16 protein-coding genes are annotated in these 19,414 nt (G+C 42.0%); 13 read left to right on the top strand and 3 right to left on the bottom strand.

The window, feature by feature from the left end:
- Nucleotides 1-1,581 (bottom strand): spore germination protein, encoded by a 1,581-nt coding sequence (locus BK575_RS09985; protein ID WP_078410238.1) that lies wholly within the window; start codon nt 1,579-1,581, stop codon nt 1-3.
- A gap of 556 nt (nt 1,582-2,137) precedes the next feature.
- Here BK575_RS09985 and BK575_RS09990 point away from each other — a divergent pair.
- From BK575_RS09990 to hutU, 10 genes are all read left to right on the top strand, one after another.
- Complete coding sequence (locus tag BK575_RS09990; RefSeq protein WP_078410239.1) at nt 2,138-3,445, top strand: CitMHS family transporter; 1,308 nt, start codon at nt 2,138-2,140, stop codon at nt 3,443-3,445.
- 44 nt (nt 3,446-3,489) lie between these two features.
- On the top strand, nt 3,490-3,741 hold the full coding sequence (locus BK575_RS09995) for an HPr family phosphocarrier protein (RefSeq protein ID WP_235867352.1): 252 nt from the start codon (nt 3,490-3,492) through the stop codon (nt 3,739-3,741).
- 298 nt (nt 3,742-4,039) lie between these two features.
- A complete protein-coding gene (locus BK575_RS10000; RefSeq protein ID WP_169907699.1) occupies nt 4,040-5,029 on the top strand; it encodes a sugar ABC transporter substrate-binding protein in 990 nt (329 codons plus the stop codon).
- A 142-nt stretch (nt 5,030-5,171) separates the two neighbouring features.
- Entirely contained in the window at nt 5,172-6,533 is a 1,362-nt protein-coding gene (locus tag BK575_RS10005) for an acyclic terpene utilization AtuA family protein (RefSeq protein WP_078410241.1), read from the top strand.
- 2 nt (nt 6,534-6,535) lie between these two features.
- Entirely contained in the window at nt 6,536-6,895 is a 360-nt protein-coding gene (locus tag BK575_RS10010; RefSeq protein WP_235867353.1) for a DUF4387 domain-containing protein, read from the top strand.
- A gap of 480 nt (nt 6,896-7,375) precedes the next feature.
- On the top strand, nt 7,376-8,083 hold the full coding sequence (locus BK575_RS10015) for a TerC family protein (protein WP_078410242.1): 708 nt from the start codon (nt 7,376-7,378) through the stop codon (nt 8,081-8,083).
- A gap of 254 nt (nt 8,084-8,337) precedes the next feature.
- Nucleotides 8,338-8,496 carry a hypothetical protein gene (locus tag BK575_RS28480; protein WP_162831911.1) on the top strand — a complete coding sequence of 53 codons (159 nt, stop codon included), beginning with the start codon at nt 8,338-8,340 and terminating at the stop codon, nt 8,494-8,496.
- A 319-nt stretch (nt 8,497-8,815) separates the two neighbouring features.
- Complete coding sequence (hutP, locus tag BK575_RS10020) at nt 8,816-9,265, top strand: hut operon transcriptional regulator HutP (RefSeq protein ID WP_078410243.1); 450 nt, start codon at nt 8,816-8,818, stop codon at nt 9,263-9,265.
- A gap of 119 nt (nt 9,266-9,384) precedes the next feature.
- Entirely contained in the window at nt 9,385-10,908 is a 1,524-nt protein-coding gene (gene hutH / locus BK575_RS10025) for a histidine ammonia-lyase (protein WP_078410244.1), read from the top strand.
- Between the two features lie 28 nt (nt 10,909-10,936).
- On the top strand, nt 10,937-12,595 hold the full coding sequence (hutU, locus tag BK575_RS10030; RefSeq protein ID WP_078414733.1) for a urocanate hydratase: 1,659 nt from the start codon (nt 10,937-10,939) through the stop codon (nt 12,593-12,595).
- Between the two features lie 83 nt (nt 12,596-12,678).
- On the opposite strand, the gene BK575_RS10035 is transcribed toward hutU, so the two are convergent.
- Both BK575_RS10035 and BK575_RS10040 read right to left on the bottom strand, forming a co-directional pair.
- Nucleotides 12,679-13,077: a DoxX family protein gene (locus tag BK575_RS10035; protein WP_078410245.1), complete on the bottom strand. Its 399-nt coding sequence runs from the start codon at nt 13,075-13,077 to the stop codon at nt 12,679-12,681.
- A 330-nt stretch (nt 13,078-13,407) separates the two neighbouring features.
- The gene (locus BK575_RS10040) at nt 13,408-14,841 is read right to left on the bottom strand and encodes a sigma-54 interaction domain-containing protein (protein ID WP_078410246.1); all 1,434 of its coding nucleotides are present in this window, start codon (nt 14,839-14,841) and stop codon (nt 13,408-13,410) included.
- Nucleotides 14,842-15,220: 379 nt separating this feature from the next.
- Between BK575_RS10040 and pruA the strand changes: the two genes are divergently transcribed.
- From pruA to BK575_RS10055, 3 genes are all read left to right on the top strand, one after another.
- A complete protein-coding gene (pruA, locus tag BK575_RS10045; RefSeq protein ID WP_078410247.1) occupies nt 15,221-16,768 on the top strand; it encodes an L-glutamate gamma-semialdehyde dehydrogenase in 1,548 nt (515 codons plus the stop codon).
- Between the two features lie 85 nt (nt 16,769-16,853).
- Nucleotides 16,854-18,056, top strand: coding sequence for an ornithine--oxo-acid transaminase (locus tag BK575_RS10050; RefSeq protein ID WP_078410248.1), 1,203 nt, complete (start codon nt 16,854-16,856; stop codon nt 18,054-18,056).
- A 91-nt stretch (nt 18,057-18,147) separates the two neighbouring features.
- A complete protein-coding gene (locus tag BK575_RS10055) occupies nt 18,148-19,413 on the top strand; it encodes a Glu/Leu/Phe/Val family dehydrogenase (RefSeq protein ID WP_139368136.1) in 1,266 nt (421 codons plus the stop codon).
- The last annotated feature ends 1 nt before the right edge of the window (nt 19,414 follow it).

Consider the following 19,414-nt stretch of genomic DNA (forward strand, 5'->3'; position numbering starts at 1 on the left):
TCAGTCTTTGCTCCCTTTTCGAACTTGATCTTGTGGATTCAACATGGTTGGACGCTTTTTCATCATCATAAGCGGCATACGAACGATGAAATCTTTTAAGTCACTCAAACTAGAGGGGACAGCAGGACTAATATACAGAACACCAAAACTTTTAAGTTTTGCGAGATGAATGATAAATATTAGAAAATAAAGAATGACTCCGTATAACCCCAACACAGCTGCGAAAAGCATCACAATAAAACGTTGCCATCTCAAGGTGATTCCTATCGCATATTGTGGTAAAACAAAGGAAGAGATGGCCGTTATAGAAACAACGATAACCATTATAGGGCTTACAATACCTGCTTGAACGGCTGCTTCTCCGATAACCAACCCGCCGACGATTCCTACTGCTTGCCCTGTAGGTTTTGGTAACCGAATACCTGCTTCTCTTAATATTTCAATCGCTATCTCCATAACCAGTGCTTCTATAAGGGTAGGGAATGGGACACCGTCCCTTGTTCCTGCTATTGAAAATGCAAGGCTTGATGGAATTAGTCCCTGATGAAAAGAAACGAATGAAATATAAATGGCCGGAAGGAATAAGGAAAGAAAAGCTGCAAAAAAACGCAGCATACGAGTTAATGACCCCGGAATCCAGCGAATATAATAATCTTCTTGTGATTGTAAAAACATTGAAAATGTAACAGGTGCAAGTAAAGCAAAAGGTGATCCGTCCAATAAAATGGCGACTCGTCCTTCGTTTAACGCTCCAATTACACGATCGGGGCGTTCAGTATTTATAAGTTGGGGAAATGGAGATAAAAAGTTGTCCTCGATTAGTTGTTCGATATAACCTGAGTCCGGTACATCATCGATATCAATCTTTTCTATTCGTCTGCTTACTTCTTTAACTAGTTCAGGATCGGCAATATCTTTTATATAAGCGATATTGACAGTTTTTCTAGTTCTTTTTCCAACTGTATAATCAAGTATTGTTAAGTTCGGATCCAAAGTAGATCGGCGTAAAAGGGCTGTATTATCCTCTAATGTTTCCGTAAATCCTACCCTTGGTCCCCGTATACCTGATTCAGTTGGCGGATCCTCAATCCCTCGTGACTTCCAACCCTGTGTTTTAAGGGCTAAAATGTCGGAAAAACCACCTATTAATAGAGCTGTTGCCCCAGAAAGCACTTGAGAAATTAACTCTTCCAATGTATGGACTTCTGATATCGCACTAACGGATAAAACATGGTTCTTGAGATATTCTTTGAAACCAGAATGATCTGAAGAGCTTAACTGGATGGTGTCCTTTTCAAGGGAATGTAACATTAATGGCTTCATTATATGTTCGTTAATTAAGTCTTTATTTGTTATACCATTGACATAAATGATTGATGCCCGTATATGGCTCTGTCCGATATTGAACGTTCGAATTGTTACGTCCGAGTTGAAACCTATTTTGTCTTTTATAACTTGCAGGTTATAATCCAAATCACTTGATAAATGTTGATTTTGAGTCTCTTTCAAATTCTCATTTTTAATTTGTTCATGATTTTTACTCTTTTGATAAAGTTTATTTAATTTTTTCTTTTCAAACATAATGTTCTTCCCTCACGAGCGAATCCAACTAAATAAATTTGAAATACTATAAGGAACGAAGAAAGTGATCAATGCACCAAATATAATGTTTCATTCTGGGAGATAGGAACAAACTTATTCCACATTTTATATCACCTTGCTAGTTAATTTGTACATTGAATCCAAGATTATACATTCTAATACGACATATTTGGGGTCGGTAAAATACAGGCTTTGTAAGTTATTCAAAAATTAGGCGCGATTGTATAGCAGGACAAATCAAAAAAGGCAATTCCTTAAAAAATTTAGGGAATCGCCTTTTTTAGGTTGTAACAGGTTGTTTTTTGGTAATGTAGGCGCTTTTTTGCCAATGGACAAAATGAACAAAATAAATAAATAGTCTTTTATAAAATTATGTTTCTAATTATATACACAGGTTGTTCTATTGAATTAAGATTACTTCAAGAAAGTTATCTCATGAGAAATCACTAATTAATATAATTAACGAACACTTAGTCAGAAGATTTAATTAGTTTCATTTTTGAAAGCGTATTCAAAAAAAGAATGGAGGATTAAGATGTTAACTATACTAGGATTTACAATGGTTGTAGCCTTCATGACTTTAATCATGACAAAGCGTATGTCAGCATTAATTGCTTTAATGATCGTACCGGTTTTTTTTGCTGTAATGGGCGGGTTTACGACTCAAATAGGCGAGATGGCGTTAGAGGGAATTAAGGAATTGGCACCTACGGGTGTTATGCTGATGTTTGCTATTTTGTATTTTGGGATTATGATTGACGCTGGTTTATTCGACCCTGTTGTAGGGGAAATTTTGAAGACGGTAAAAGGAGATCCGTTAAAGATTCTCGTCGGTACAGCTGTTCTAGCATTGATTGTATCCTTAGATGGCGATGGAACAACTACGTATATGATTACGATTTCAGCCATGTTTCCGCTTTATAAACGACTTGGGATAAACCCTCTTATGTTACCGGCAATCGCTCTGATGGGAGTCGGTGTTACAAACCTTACACCATGGGGCGGCCCTACTGCAAGAGCTGTGAGTGCATTAAGTCTTGATATGGGAGACGTGTTTATCCCTCTTGTTCCGGCGATGATTGGTGGTGCTCTATGGGTCATCTTTGTAGCTTATATGTTTGGAAAGAAAGAACGTAAGCGGCTTGGAGTAGCAAATTTCCAATATTCAAGTATTGAGCAATTAGCATTTGCAGAACAGGCAGCAACTGTAGAGCAAATAGATGTCAAACGTCCAAAATTGTTATGGGTTAACCTTGCTTTAACAGCGGCTCTTATGACGGCACTCATTATGGGGATCATGCCTCTTCCAATCTTATTTATGGTTGCATTTGCAATCGCTATCATAATTAACTATCCAAAACTAGAAGATCAGAAAGAACGTATCGCAGCCCATGCAAGCAATGTGTTAGCAGTCGTATCATTAGTTTTTGCAGCCGGTATTTTTACTGGAATCTTATCAGGTACAAAGATGGTTGATGCGATGGCGAATAGTTTAGTTTCCATTATTCCAGATGCGTTAGGGCCGCAGCTGCCTATTATTACAGCATTTATTAGTATGCCGTTTACCTTCTTCATGTCTAATGATGCATTTTATTTTGGCGTTCTTCCAATCATTGCGGAAGCAGCGGCTGCTTATGGGGTCGATCCAGTGGAAATTGCTCGCGCATCTCTTATGGGACAACCTGTACACTTACTCAGTCCGCTTGTAGCATCGACCTATTTGTTAGTAGGAATGTCCAAAGTAGATTTTGGAGAGTACCAACGATTTACTCTAAAATGGACAGTTGGAACAGGAATTGTGATGTTGCTTATATCACTTGCTGTGGGAGTCATTTCTTTCTAAAACAGGATAATGATCGATAAATTTGAAGAATGGAGTGGTTAAAGATGATGGAGCTCACTAAAAAGAATGCAGGAATCATCCTGGATATTAATCAAACTGCCAATAACTTCGAATCAAGTATTGTCATTCGAACGGATGATAAAAACTTAGATGCGAAAAGTCTTCTGGGTTTAACGTATACTCTATTCAGTTCTCAAACATATAAGCTTGAAATTCATGGTCCAGATGAGGAAGATGCAAAAATTGCAATGATTCAAGTATTTGGGAAGCATGGTATTCTTGTTGAAGTCTATTGAACGAACTCCCACTTAATTTTTTGACGAAAATTAAGTGGGAGTTCTCTTGTCTAAAATGATAAATAGTTCTGATTTAAGAGTTCTATTGAAATGGGGCATATTAATACTAGGGCTCTCAAATAGTAGCAAGGAATATAGGAAGCGATGTAACTATAAAAACAGAATCTACTTTGCCCCTTATTGCAGTGATGATGGTATTGGTTCTAATAGGCAAGCGGCTGCTTCATAGAGTTTCAATCCAGCATAGCACGAGAAGCCTTTTAATGGACCAATAGTTTTATAGGGAAGGATAAGAACATTGAAAAAGAAAGGGATCGTTCGATTAGTTTATTCAATTTTTCTTGTAACTTTACTAAGTTTTGCAGTTCACTTTCTGAAAGAAGATGATAAACCTAAAGTTTTCGTTGTTTTAAAAAGATTAGACGTAGAGTATTGGAGAGCTTTTGAATCAGGAGCCCAAAAGGCATTTGATGATTTTGACATAGATGGTAAAGTGATAGCGCCTGAGGCTGTATATCCCATCATAAACCAACCTAATCTGTTAAAAAGCGTTCTAAAGCAAAATCCGGATGCGCTAATCATTAGTCCAGCTCATCCATCCGTTACAATTCCTGTATTGAAGCAATATAAGAAAAGAAACATTCCCATATTGTTTGTAAACAGGGATGCTGAGTGGAAGGATAAAACCGCTTATATTGGGATTGATCATTCCCTGTTAGGAAAAAAAGCAGGGGAGCTATTAGGTTCCACGCTGCAGCCTGGAGATCAAGTAGCTGTTATTTATGGGAATTTAAGGGATCAAGCTGAGCTAGATCGGATAAAAGGAGCGAGGGAAGTTTTGGGGAATGCTAGAATTAAGATTGTTACGGAGCAGTTAGGAGAAGACCGATTCGAAAATCCAGTACCTGTAATGGAACGTATTTTACAGGATTATCCTAATATTAAAGGTGTATTTGCCACTAGTGATCGAATTGCTCTAGATACATTAAAAGTAATAGAAGAAAAAGAGTTAAAGATTCCCGTCATCGGAACAGAAGGTAGTAGAAAAATGGTAAAGGCCATTGAATCAGGAGTAGTGAGTGCTACTATAGGGCAAAATCCTTATGATGTGGGATATCTAAGTGTGGAGCAAGCACAGAAAGCGATTAAGGGGGAATACGTAGAAAAAAGGATTGATATTGGAGTAGACATTGTAACCAAAGATAATGGGAAGGAAAGATTAGATTTTCTAAACCAAATATTACATTCAAGAGTGGAGAGACTTAACAATTTTATGCGTGAATTTTAAAGACACAATAAAACATATTATTTTTAATTTCATTAAATTCCATAATCTATCAATATGTATATTTTGTTGTTACAATGAGGCGGTCAACATGGTTTTTCATCTTAGGGAGATGCGAAAAACAAGACAAATAGGGGATGGGAAAATGAAAGAGGAAATTAAAATTTTAACGCCGGCAGGTATGCTTGGTTACGGCTTTCCTATTGATTTGTTTCAAAAAGGGGTAGAGATGAATCCTGATGTCATCGTCATTGACTCCGGTTCAACGGACAGCGGGCCGCACAAACTTGGTTTAGGGTCTATGACGTGTTCACGTGAAGCATATTATAAGGATCTTTCCTTTATGCTTGAAGCAGGCTATGAAAAGAAAATTCCGATATTTATCAGCTCGGCGGGCGGAGATGGAACGAACGACCATGTAGATGCTTTTATCGATATCATTCATGATATATCGAAGGAAAAGGGATATCACTTCAAAATAGCGGCTATCTATAGTGATGTAAAAAAAGAGTATGCTGTAAAACAAATCGAAGGCGGAAGGGTGACTCCTTGCGGTCCGGTAGAACCTCTTACAGCAGAAGAAGTACTTGCCGCCTCCAATATCGTAGCTCAAATGGGTGTAGAACCTTTTTTGAAAGTATTGGAAGAACATGAAGATATTGATATTATCATATCAGGCCGTGCTTATGATCCTGTGCCGTTTGCAGCGCTTGGAATAAAAGAGGGATTTGATCCGGGTTTATGCTGGCACATGGGGAAAGTAATGGAATGCGGCGCTATCTGTGCGGAACCTTCTGGCAAAAGCATCATGGGTATACTCAGAAGAGACCATTTTGTACTTGAACCGTTAAATCCAGCGGAAAGATGTACGGTTTACTCCGTGTCTGCGCACACGTTGTATGAGAAAACACATCCGTATATCCTTCCGGGGCCTGGGGGATCACTGGACTTATCCGAAGCGAAGTTTGAACAATTGACAGAGCGCAGTGTTAAAGTATCGGGAAGCAGGTTTATCCCGGCGCCCGCTTATACAGTGAAAATGGAAGGCGCCAAGCGTGTGGGGTACAGATCCATTTACATAGCAGGTGTGAGGGACCCGATTCTTATCGGACAAATCGATCATGTTATTGCACATGTGGAACGAACGGTTCAAGAATATTTCTCGGATATTTCAAGGGAAAGCTATCAAATGATTTTCCACCAGTTCGGTAAAAATGGTGTGATGCGTGAGTTAGAGCCAATAAAAGATGCTAACCCGCACGAACTGTGTGTCATCTTAGAGGTAGCTGCGCCAACACAGGAGATGGCAACAGCTATTTGCAGCAGGGCCAGAACAGAAATGCTGCATTGTCCTTATGAGGGAAGAATGGCGACAGCTGGAAATATTGCCCTCCCTTTTACACCATTGGAAATACCGCTTGGAGAAGTTTGTAAGTTTAATGTATATCACTTAATGGAAGTTGAAAACCCAACAGAGCTTTTCCCAATTCAATATGTGGAGGTATGACGATGGTGCAAATGACAGCAGTAAGAGAAACAACTAAGGTGGCAGCGTTAAAAGATATTGCTAAGATTGTCCGAAGTAAAAATGCAGGTCCTTTCGAAATAACAATGGACATTATTTTTAAAAGCAATGAAGATTACGAAGCAGTAAAAGCGGCGGGGGTCATCACCAAGGAACTCATTGCCGAGTTATACAGTCTTCCTGCAGAAGATATCCTTGCATTTGTTTATTTTGATGCAGCAAACGCTATCAAGGCAACCATTCCACGACCAAGAGCCCAGGGCAGTATCGGAGAAACAGATATGCACGCTGCTCAGCATCATGCACCATTGATGGATGTACAGATTCCATGGAAAAGTGAATAAACAAAATGAACGAAATGAATTTTATCCTTTTTAAAGATCTATCCTTTACAACGATTCTCTTTTTCTACTACAATAAACTTGTTAATTGAATTCATCAGGAGATTGAAGAGATGTAAAATAGACAGAATAGCGATTGACAATTTATTCCGTCTGTTTTAAAATACACATATCATATAAATAGTACTCACGTGAAGGGGAGTAGCGTCAGGTTCGTCCTGAAACAAAGTCGTCATTACATGGATTCAACATCCATCGGCTTTGTTGGCATAATACATATTTATGCTCAGCAAGACCTTTGCCTATTAACGGCAGGGGTCTTTTTGCGTTTTTTTAAGATGTCTGCCGGAAACCGGAAGGGGGATCGGCCCATTAAGCTGTGTTTCTTATTATAGTAATCTCTTCAAAGAAAAAGGTTCCGCTTTTTTCGCCATCATTTCTTTAGTCTATATAGTACAAACAATATTTTGAGGAGGAATAGGAATGGAAATTTTAAGCACAGAGTTTTTATCCGCCCTTTTAGCGATTGTTGTCATTGATTTAGTTCTTGCGGGGGATAATGCGATTGTTATTGGTCTGGCTGCCAGGAATTTGCCGAAACATCAGCAAAAGAAAGTTATTATATGGGGATCAGTTGGAGCAATTTTAATTAGGATCGTTGCAACGATGGCTGTTGTATGGCTCTTGAAAATCCCAGGTTTACTTTTAGTGGGGGGAGTTCTTTTAGTCTTCATCGCTTATAAGCTGCTTGTCGAAGAAAAAGGCCATGATGTTAAGGCAGGTAACAGCTTTTGGGCGGCCATTAAAACGATTATTATAGCTGATGCGTTAATGGGGCTTGACAACGTACTGGCTGTTGCAGGAGCAGCACATGGAAGCTTTTTGCTTGTTGTGTTAGGATTATTGATTTCTGTACCTGTCGTAATGTGGGGAAGTACATTGATCTTAAAGTGGGTCGAACGTTTCCCTGTGATCATCACGATTGGTTCTGCTGTATTGGCCTGGACGGCGTCAAAAATGATTGTAGGCGAACCATTCATGCAAGACTTTTTTGCAAACGATTTGATTAAATACGGATTTGAGGCATTGGTCGTTGCTGCAGTAGTGGGAGCCGGGAAATGGAAACAGGCAAAAATGTCACAGCAAGGGCATACAGAAGAAGAGGTATTGCAAAAGGTTCAGTCACAATAATGACCGGCCAGATTACCAAATGCTTCAAAGAAAACAGATGCTGAGATTGGTTCGGTGATAGGATAAAAATGAAATAAAGGCAATTTTATGAACGTTGCTTTTACATGCTTTACATTTAGAGACGAAATGGATTAGAATGACTGAGGTAAAGAAATTTATTTGTTAGAATATGGGATTTGAACTCCGCTTGCATTTAAAAGAATCATATATTCAGTGTGCGGAGAAAAACGAAAAATAAATGGAGGCAATATTGTATGTGGGTAATCACATTGTATTCAAAAGGGAACACGACGATGTTTGAGTATGACACAGAAGCGGGAGCGAAAGAAGCATTTCAAAAAATGGAGGGGTGCAAAATCCTTTCACAAGTTGTTTACTATAATGACGAGTGTTTCTCTGATTTCGCATATTAATATTGTTTACTAAACTATAAAAAAGGCAGACGGGAAGGTGGAATACCTTCCCGTCTGCCTTTTTTGTATATATAAATCTAAATTAATTTTTTAACCTTTTCTATCGGACTTTCTTCTATGCAGGCCTTTCTGTTCTTCCATCCTGAATAAGCTCACAAAGGTTCTAATCGATCTATATAGTTTAGTTCTTTATCTTACTACTATAGCGCTCTGCTAACTTTGTAAAATCTGGTAAAAAAATATTGACTGAATGTCACATGTGACCTTAAAATAAGATTAAGTTATTAGTGAATTTAGAAAATTTTAAAGAGGTAGCATCATGACGAAACAGTTTGATAAAAGAATTGGGCGCCATGCAATTATGTACGCGTTCGCGGAAGAAGAGGAAGAATCCTCATTAACAAGCGAGCTGGCGCGAATGAATTGGCGCTATGGGAAAGGAAAAGTCGGTTCGATGGAGCTGCAAAAAATTGTAGCGGCGATTGAAACTTCGGCGAAAAGACAGGGATTGGTCAATTCAGATATTTATCGTGAAATGCATGCTCTGTATCACGCGATTATCGAAGCGATGCATGGAGTGACACGCGGCCAAGTGGAGCTTGGCGGGATGCTGAGGACGGCAGGGCTTCGTTTCTCCATCGTTCGCGGTCAACCGTTTGAAAATGAGGAAGAAGGCGAATGGATTGCAGTCGCCGTGTATGGAACAATTGGAGCGCCTGTCCGCGGATTTGAACATGAAGCAGTCGGGCTTGGAATCAATCACATTTAAATAATGTAAGCCTATAGTTTACTAGTGTAATAGGGGGCTGTATTGACGACGGGATACGTCTGTCAATATGGCCCCTTTTTATGTTTTCTTCTAAATAAGCGGGATGAGGGGTGTCAAAAATGATTGTGTTAACGGGTCAGTCTTTAACGATTGAAGAAGCGAAGAAAGTGTTGTTTGATCATGTGTTTGTGACGGCTTCTGCCGATAGTGTAAAGAAAGTGGAAAAGAGCCGGGAAGCGGTTGAAAACATCGTGAAGCAAAAGAAAGTCGTGTATGGTATTACAACCGGTTTCGGCAAGTTCAGTGATGTGCTGATTGATTCAGATGATGTGGAGCAGCTGCAATGGAATTTGATTCACTCCCATGCTTGCGGAGTGGGTGAGCCGTTTCCGGAAGTAGTGTCCAGAGCGATGGTCCTGCTTCGGGCCAATGCGTTGTTAAAAGGATTTTCTGGAGTTCGTCCGGTTGTCATTGACCGCTTGCTTGAACTTTTGAATGCGCATGTCCATCCGGTCATCCCCCAGCAAGGTTCCCTTGGTGCGAGTGGAGATTTGGCGCCGCTTTCCCATTTGGCGCTTGTATTAATGGGAGAAGGTGAAGTGTTTTATAAGGGGGAGCGAGTGGAAGCCATCACGGCTTTATCGAAAGAAGGCATCGTGCCGCTGACTTTAAAGGCAAAGGAAGGGCTAGCATTAATTAACGGTACGCAAGCGATGACGGCGATGGGGCTTGTCAATTACATCGAAGCTGAACAGCTTGCTTATCAAACGGAGGCAATTGCTTCGTTGACGCTGGAAGGGCTTCAGGGGATTGAGGATGCCTTCGATCCGGATGTTCATCAAGCACGCGGTTATTGCCAGCAATCGGAAGTAGCGGAACGGATTCGCCGAATGATCAGCGGGAGCCAGCTTATTACAAAGCAAGGGGAGCTGAGGGTGCAGGATGCGTATTCTCTCCGCTGCATTCCGCAAGTGCACGGAGCATCATGGCAGGCGCTTGATTATGTAAAAGAAAAGCTTGAGATTGAAATGAATGCGGCAACCGATAATCCGCTCATTTTCGATGACGGTGAAAAGGTCATCTCAGGGGGCAACTTCCACGGCCAGCCGATTGCCTTGGCGATGGATTTCATGAAAATCGCCGTGGCTGAGCTTGCCAATATTTCAGAGCGACGCATCGAGCGTCTCGTCAATCCGCAGCTGAATGATTTACCGCCGTTTTTGAGCCCTGTACCAGGGTTGCAGTCGGGGGCGATGATCATGCAATATTGTGCTGCTTCACTCGTCTCTGAAAATAAAACGCTCGCCCATCCTGCAAGCGTTGATTCCATTCCATCTTCAGCGAATCAGGAAGACCATGTAAGCATGGGGACAATTGGTTCACGGCATGCCCATCAAATCATTCAAAACGTCCGAAGGGTATTGGCGATTGAACTCATTTGCGCTTTGCAGGCAGTCGAATATAGAGGAAAGGATAAAATGGCACCCTTCACACAATCGCTGTTTGAAGAAGCGAGAAAGGTTATTCCAAGCATTACGCAAGACCGCGTGTTTTCAAAAGATATCGAGGCTGCGGCAAGCTGGTTGCAGCAAATAGACTGGCATGCTTTCGTCTCACGGAGCCTACCCGCGAAAAAAATTTAAGGGAGGAATAAGAATGGATCAGAAAGTAATGAGAAACGTAAAGGCCAAAAAGGGATTGGCGATTGAATGTAAAGGCTGGGAGCAAGAGGCTGTATTGCGTATGCTTTATAACAATTTGGACCCGGAGGTCGCCGAAAAACCGGAAGACCTTGTCGTCTACGGCGGAATCGGGAAAGCAGCCCGCAATTGGGAATCGTTTGATGCGATTGTTCGGACATTGCGTGACCTGGAAAGCGATGAAACGATGCTCATCCAGTCGGGGAAACCGGTCGGAGTGTTCAAAACACATAAGCATGCGCCAAGAGTGCTCTTATCCAACTCTGTTCTCGTACCGAAATGGGCCAATTGGGAGCACTTCCATGAACTCGATAAAAAAGGGCTGATAATGTACGGCCAAATGACGGCGGGAAGCTGGATCTATATCGGAACGCAAGGGATTTTGCAGGGAACATATGAGACGTTTGCGGCGTTAGCGAAAAAGCATTTCGGCGGTTCGTTAAAAGGGACGTTAACGTTGACAGCCGGTTTAGGAGGCATGGGAGGTGCGCAGCCGCTGGCAGTTACGATGAATGAAGGTGTCGTGCTGGCGGTCGATGTGGATCCATCACGCATCCAAAAACGTTTGGATACGAATTATTGTGATCGGATGACCGATTCGTTGGATGAAGCCTTGTTATGGGCGTTTGAAGCAAAAGAAAAAGGAGAAGCACTGTCAATCGGGCTGATCGGAAATGCAGCGGAAGTTCATCATGAACTATTAAAACGAGGCATTCATATTGATATCGTGACAGATCAAACATCTGCGCATGATCCGTTAAACGGCTATGTACCGGCGGGGATGACACTTGAAGAAGCGGCCGTCCTGCGATTAGAACAGCCTGATGAGTATGTTCGCCGTTCGAAACAGAGTATGGCGGCGCATGTCAAAGCGATGCTCGAATTCCAAAAACGCGGTGCAATCGTATTTGATTACGGCAATAACATCCGCCAGGTGGCATTAGATGAAGGAGTAGCCGATGCCTTTAATTTCCCGGGCTTTGTTCCTGCCTATATCCGCCCGTTATTTTGCGAAGGGAAAGGACCATTCCGCTGGGCAGCTCTATCGGGAGATCCGGAGGACATTTATCGTACCGATCAATTAGTGAAAGAGTTGTTTCCGGATAACGAACCGCTGCTGCGCTGGATTGAGATGGCCAAAGAGAAAGTGAGTTTCCAAGGTCTGCCGTCCCGTATTTGTTGGCTCGGCTATGGCGAGCGCGTAAAGATGGGGCTGGCCATCAATGAATTGGTGAAAAAGGGTGAATTGAAAGCACCTGTCGTCATCGGCCGCGATCATTTGGACTGCGGATCGGTCGCTTCACCGAACCGTGAGACGGAAGCGATGAAAGATGGGAGTGATGCAGTGGGCGACTGGGCACTCTTAAACGCACTCGTTAATACGGCAGCCGGCGGTTCATGGATTTCATTCCATCATGGCGGCGGCGTCGGAATGGGCTACTCGCTTCATGCGGGCATGGTCGTAGTCGCAGACGGTACGGACTTGGCAAGAGAAAGATTAGAGCGTGTGCTGACAACAGATCCTGGCATGGGGGTCATTCGTCATGCGGATGCGGGGTACGAAAAAGCATTAGAAACAGCAGAAAATATGGATATTGTCATTCCAATGAAGAAGTATGGAAAAGAGTAAAACGGTGAAAATCGATACACTTGTTAGAAATAAGAAAAAGTCCCCTTAGCCAAAAAGGGGACTTTTTTCTGATGTGGAAATTGTTAAAACAAGACGGCGCTAAGAGCGTATTGCCCTGGTCCGATTAAAGCGATACCGATAACAACAGCGATTAAAACAAGATTGAATTCATAACCGTTTTGAGACACCCAAAATCCATTTGGAGCATGAACTTTTACAATAGCGACCATCATCGTAACAGTGATTAATGCAGCGGCAAGGGCAGTGAAAAGACCTGCAGCAAACAACGCACCGCCGATCAACTCGGATAAACCGGCTAAAAGAGCCATCGTCACGCCAGGTTTTATTCCGATGGATTCCATCCAACCTCCCGTTCCTTTAAGTCCATAACCGCCAAACCAACCGAATAATTTTTGAGTCCCATGACCTATGAACGCCAATCCGATGACCAACCGTATTAATAATAAACCTAAATCCATCATTTGAATGGTCCCCCTTAAAAAATGTGATTGATAAAATTAGTTCTGTTATTTTATATTCATAATTCTTTAATTCGAGACATTGTCCCGAAAAATTTATATTGTAGGATGCCATGATTGGTTTTATATGCTACTATCTCTCCTTCCAGTTACATACTTTCCACTAATACATTTAATTGATTTATCTTTATTTTAATGTAAAAATATAGCGGAACTAAAGGAAGTATCAATAGAAATTTTCGCTTTATTGATTTCTGAAATGACGTGCAAAACAAGATAGGAAAGAAGCGAACGATAAAAGTTTGACCCGTTCGCTTCTTTTTGAGAGATAATTTAAGAGAATTTGTGATGGACATCAATTTCAAGCTTCTTAATCCGATACTGCAAGCTCTGACGGCTTAATCCAAGCAGCTTGGCGGTTTTGGAAATGTTGTATTGATGCTGCTTCAGAACATGTTCAATATAGTATTTTTCAAACGAATCCATTTGGGCTTTTAAGTCGACAGGTGAATTCGCATTTGCGTTAATGAATGATTGAACGTTTGAGGCAGGGGAAACGTTCTCTTTAAATTGCGATTTATTTCGGTATTGAAATGGCAAATGAGCGTACATGATCATATCTTCATCCATCATAATGTTCATCGCTGCTTCAATGATATGCTCGAGTTCCCGGACATTACCGGGCCAATCATAAGAAAGGAACGATTGGAGGACCTCTTCATTCATTCCTTTTACATCCATTTGAAATAGGACATTATATTTTTCGATAAAACGCTGCGCAAGCGGTAAAATATCTTCTTTCCGCTCCCGAAGCGGGGGAATGAACAAGGTGACGACGCCAAGACGGTAGTATAAGTCTTTTCGCATTCGGTTATTGGCGATGGCGTCAATCGGATCCTCGTTCATATTGGCAATGACCCTTACATCGATAGGAGTATCTTTCGTATCCCCGATTCGTCGGATGGTTTTTTCTTGCAGGGCCCGCAGCAATTTTGCCTGCAGCCCCGGGTTTAAGGAGTTGATTTCATCAAGTAAAAGGGTGCCGCCTTCTGCTTGTTCGAATAATCCGGGCTGATCGAGTGCACCTGTGAAAGCACCTCGTTTTGTACCGAATAAAAGGCTTTCGATTAAATTATCGGGAAGAGCGGCACAGTTTTGTGAGATGAATGGAGCGGCAGAGCGGCTGCTCCCGTTATGGATGCTTTGTGCAAACAATTCTTTTCCCGTTCCCGTTTCTCCGACAATCAATACATAAGAAGAAGTTCTGGTCGCCCGCTTCGCATTTTCGATTACTTCATAAATAGCAGGACTGTTCCCGATGATGCTGTCGAATGTAAATCTCGTATTGCCGTTTCGTTTCATATTTCCTTTAATGAGGCGTTCAAGCTTGGTCACGTCTTTGGCGATTTCAACGGCTCCTTGAATGGACCCGTTTTCAATGATCGGAAAGGTATGGTTGACGGTCGTAATCTCTTTTCCTTTGTTATTAAAATAGGTTTGTTTTACGTTGACCGCTTCTTTTCCGTTTTGTAAAGCTTGTACAAGCGTACTATCCTGTTCTTCCGTAAACATGAATACATCCATCAACTTTTTGTTCAATACGTCTTGGATATCCATCGATTCAATTTCTGCCATCTTTTTATTATAAATGATGGTTTTTCCTGTTTCGTCTACTGCGTGAAGGCCAATGTCTACCTCGTTCAAGATTCTTTCATAAATTTTATTAACATATTGCAAGTATTCAAGCGTCTGTTGATGTTCTCCCATGATTCTGTTTCTCCCTTATATCAACGTCTTCTTTTTAGTTTTAGCATAATATTTTTGTTTCTGCAAACATATTTTGCATTAATTAGTGCAATTAAATTATGCATATGCAAATAAAGTTTGCTGTATTTTATAGAAAAATACAGACTTTACATACTGAAAATGCCAAAAAATTGATCATATTAGAAGGAGGTTAAAATTTTTTCTGCTGATTCTGCACTATTTTTTTAGAAAAAAACGTGTAATAACAAGGATTATAAGCGATAAATAGCCGTTTTTCTGTATGTAAAAATTATTTTGTCACCAGAAATTCAAAAAGTTGGCACGTAACTTGCATAATAATATTAGCGAAGAACATAATTCGTTTAGGAGGAACCAAATCATGACAGTACCTTACAAACACGAACCATTTACGAACTTTACAATTGAAGAAAACAAAAAGGCGTTTCAGGACGCTTTGGCATATGTACAAACGCAATTAGGGAAAGAATACCCGCTTGTGATCGGCGGAGAATACATTGCGACTGAACAAAAAGTTGTATCTATTAATCCTGCCAATAAAGAGGAAGTAATCGGAAGTGTTTCGATGGCGGATCAAGAATTGGCGGAAAAAGCGATGCAGGCAGCATTGACGACATTTGAAACATGGAAGAAGTGGAAGCCTGAGCACCGTGCGAACATTTTATTCCGTGCCGCTGCCATCATGCGCCGCCGCAAACATGAATTTTCGGCTTACCTGGTGAAAGAAGCCGGGAAACCATGGAAGGAAGCCGACGCTGATACGGCGGAAGCGATTGACTTCTTGGAATTTTATGCACGCCAAATGCTGAAATTGAAAGACGGTATTCCAGTCAACAGCCGCGAAGGCGAGTTCAACCAATTCCATTACATTCCGCTTGGTGTTGGAATCATCATTTCTCCATTCAACTTCCCGTTAGCCATCATGGCGGGAACGACGGTAGCGGCCATCGTGTCTGGAAACACGGTATTGTTAAAACCGGCTAACTCGACTCCGGTCATTGCGGCGAAGTTTGTGGAATTGATGGAAGAAGCGGGCCTTCCGGCAGGCGTCTTAAACTTCGTTCCGGGAAGCGGCTCCCAAATTGGTGACTACTTAGTCGATCATCCGAAAACACGTTTCGTATCCTTTACAGGTTCCCGTGAAGTGGGCTGCCGTATTTATGAGCGTGCGGCGAAAGTACATCCAGGTCAAATCTGGTTGAAACGTGTCATCGCTGAAATGGGCGGTAAAGATACGATGGTGATCGATAAAGATGCAGACTTGGATTTAGCGGCATCGTCGATCGTCTACTCGGCTTTCGGCTTCTCCGGTCAAAAATGCTCCGCAGGTTCCCGTGCAGTCGTTCACCAAGACGTGTATGATGAAGTGCTGCAAAAAGCGGTCGCGTTAACGAAAACATTAACTCTTGGCAACCCGGAAGATGTGAACACATACATGGGGCCAGTGATTGATGACAGATCATACAGCAAAATCATGAAGTACATTGAAATCGGGAAAGAAGAAGGCAAGCTGATGACAGGCGGTGAAGGAGACGATTCCAAAGGCTACTTCATCCAGCCGACGATTTTTGCGGACCTTGACCAAGACTCTCGTTTAATGCAAGAAGAAATCTTCGGTCCGGTTGTGGCGTTCTGCAAAGCACGTGATTTTGATCATATGATGGAAATCGCCAACAACACGGATTACGGATTAACTGGTGCGCTTGTGTCCAACAACCGCGAACACATCGAGCGTGCACGTGAAGAATTCCATGTCGGAAACTTATACTTCAACCGCGGATGCACAGGCGCCATCGTAGGCTACCAGCCATTCGGCGGATTCAACATGTCCGGTACGGATTCGAAAGCGGGCGGCCCTGATTACTTGCTTCTTCATATGCAAGCGAAAACAACGTCTGAAATGCTATAATCTATAAAGTGATATATGAATTTGAGAGGGGAGCTCTTGATGCTCCCTCTCTTCAAAACAAAAGACTTTGAGGGAGGAACTAAAAATGACAACTACTACAAAAACGACAAAAATTATTGATCAAACTCAAAAATTTGGTGCGAATAACTATCATCCGCTGCCAATCGTTATTTCGGAAGCAGAAGGTGTGTGGGTAAAAGATCCGGAAGGAAAAGAATATATGGATATGTTAAGTGCATATTCAGCAGTCAACCAGGGCCACCGTCATCCTAAAATCATTGCAGCATTAAAAGAGCAGGCCGACCGTGTGACATTAACATCGCGTGCATTCCATAACGATCAACTTGGTCCTTGGTACGAGAAAATTTGTCAATTAACAAACAAGGATATGGCTCTTCCGATGAACACAGGTGCAGAAGCGGTTGAAACGGCCATCAAAGCAGCTCGCCGCTGGGGCTACGAAGTGAAAGGAATCGCGGATAATCAAGCGGAAATCATTGCATGTGTCGGCAACTTCCACGGCCGTACTATGACAGCGGTTTCTTTATCGTCAGAAGCGGAATATCAAAGAGGATTCGGTCCGATGCTTCCAGGTATTAAATTAATTCCGTATGGAGACCTTGAGGCATTGAAGGCGGCAATTACACCGAATACTGCTGCATTCTTAATCGAGCCAATTCAAGGAGAAGCGGGAATTGTTTTACCTCCAGAAGGATTTTTGAAGGCAGCCTCCGAATTATGTAAGGAGCAGCAAGTATTATTCATCGCAGATGAAATTCAAGTAGGGCTTGCACGTACAGGGAAAATGTTTGCATGCGAATGGGAAGGTGTAGAGCCTGACATGCTGATTTTAGGAAAAGCGCTCGGAGGTGGTGTATTTCCGATTTCTTGTGTCGTAGCAAATAAAGATATTTTAGGCGTCTTTAACCCTGGGTCTCACGGTTCGACATTCGGAGGAAACCCGTTGGCTTGCGCTGTATCTGTTGCGGCGTTGGAAGTTCTTGAAGAAGAGGGCTTATCACAGCGCTCACTAGAATTAGGAGAGTATTTCAAACAAAAATTATCAGAAATCAATAACCCAATTATTAAAGAAGTACGCGGAAGAGGATTATTCATTGGAGTGGAATTAACTGAAGCGGCAAGACCATATTGCGAAAAGTTGAAAGAAGAAGGCCTATTATGCAAAGAAACACATGATACGGTCATTCGCTTCGCGCCGCCTCTAGTTATTTCGAAAGAGGACTTAGACTGGGCGATTGAAAAAATCAACCGCGTCCTATCTGCTTAATGTAAAAGGAGATTTTTGTCTTGGTTGAACCCAATATTCTATCATAATGTATGAGGTGTGAAGGATGCCTGCTGAAACGGTATTAAATACGATGTCAAAAGAACAAAAACAAGAGAAAGAATCACTAAATTTATTTTACTCCACTCAAACGGTTATTGAAAACGCCTTGAATAAATTAGGTTATACAGAAGAAGTATTCGAATTGCTGAAAGAACCGGTTCGTTTATTAACGGTTCGCATTCCGGTACGCATGGACGACGGAACGGTAAAAGTATTCACAGGATATCGATCCCAGCATAATGATGCTGTAGGACCGACAAAAGGCGGAGTTCGTTTTCATCCGGAAGTGAGTGAAGATGAAGTGAAGGCCTTATCGATTTGGATGAGCTTAAAATGCGGAATAGCCAATCTTCCATACGGGGGCGGGAAAGGCGGAATCGTTTGCGACCCACGCAAAATGTCATTCGGTGAGCTTGAGCGTCTAAGCCGTGGATATGTACGTGCCATCAGTCAGATTGTGGGGCCGACAAAAGATATTCCGGCACCGGACGTCTATACAAACTCACAAATTATGGCATGGATGATGGATGAATACAGTCGTCTTCGCGAGTTTGATTCTCCCGGTTTTATTACAGGTAAACCGCTTGTGCTGGGTGGATCTCATGGGCGTGAAACAGCAACGGCACGCGGTGTGACCATTTGTATTGAAGAAGCGGTGAAGAAAAAGGGCATCGATTTGCAGGGGGCTCGTGTCGTTATCCAGGGATTCGGGAATGCCGGAAGTTTCTTGGCCAAGTTCATGCATGACGCAGGAGCGAAGGTCATCGGGATTTCAGATGTATACGGCGGCCTTCATGATCCGAACGGTCTTGATATTGACTATTTATTAGACCGACGTGATAGTTTTGGGACAGTATCACAGCTCTTTAAAAACACGATTACAAATGAAGAGTTGCTGGAATTGGATTGTGATATTTTAGTTCCGGCAGCTATCTCAAACCAAATTACGGCAGAAAATGCGGATCGCATTCAAGCATCTATCGTCGTGGAAGCGGCAAATGGGCCGACAACACTGGAAGCGACGAAGATTTTATCTGAAAAAGGCATCCTTCTTGTACCAGATATTTTGGCGAGCGCAGGCGGTGTTACCGTATCTTATTTTGAATGGGTTCAAAATAACCAAGGGTATTATTGGCCGGAAGAAGAAGTTGCAGAAAAGCTGAAAAAAGTGATGGTTGACTCTTTTGACAGCATTTATCAAACGGCCCAATCCCATAAAGTTGACATGCGTTTAGCGGCTTATATGGTTGGAATTCGTAAAGTAGCTGAGGCATCACGTTTTAGAGGCTGGGTATAAT

This window comes from Priestia abyssalis (assembly GCF_002019595.1).
Taxonomy (GTDB): Bacteria; Bacillota; Bacilli; order Bacillales; family Bacillaceae_H; genus Bacillus_BA; species Bacillus_BA abyssalis.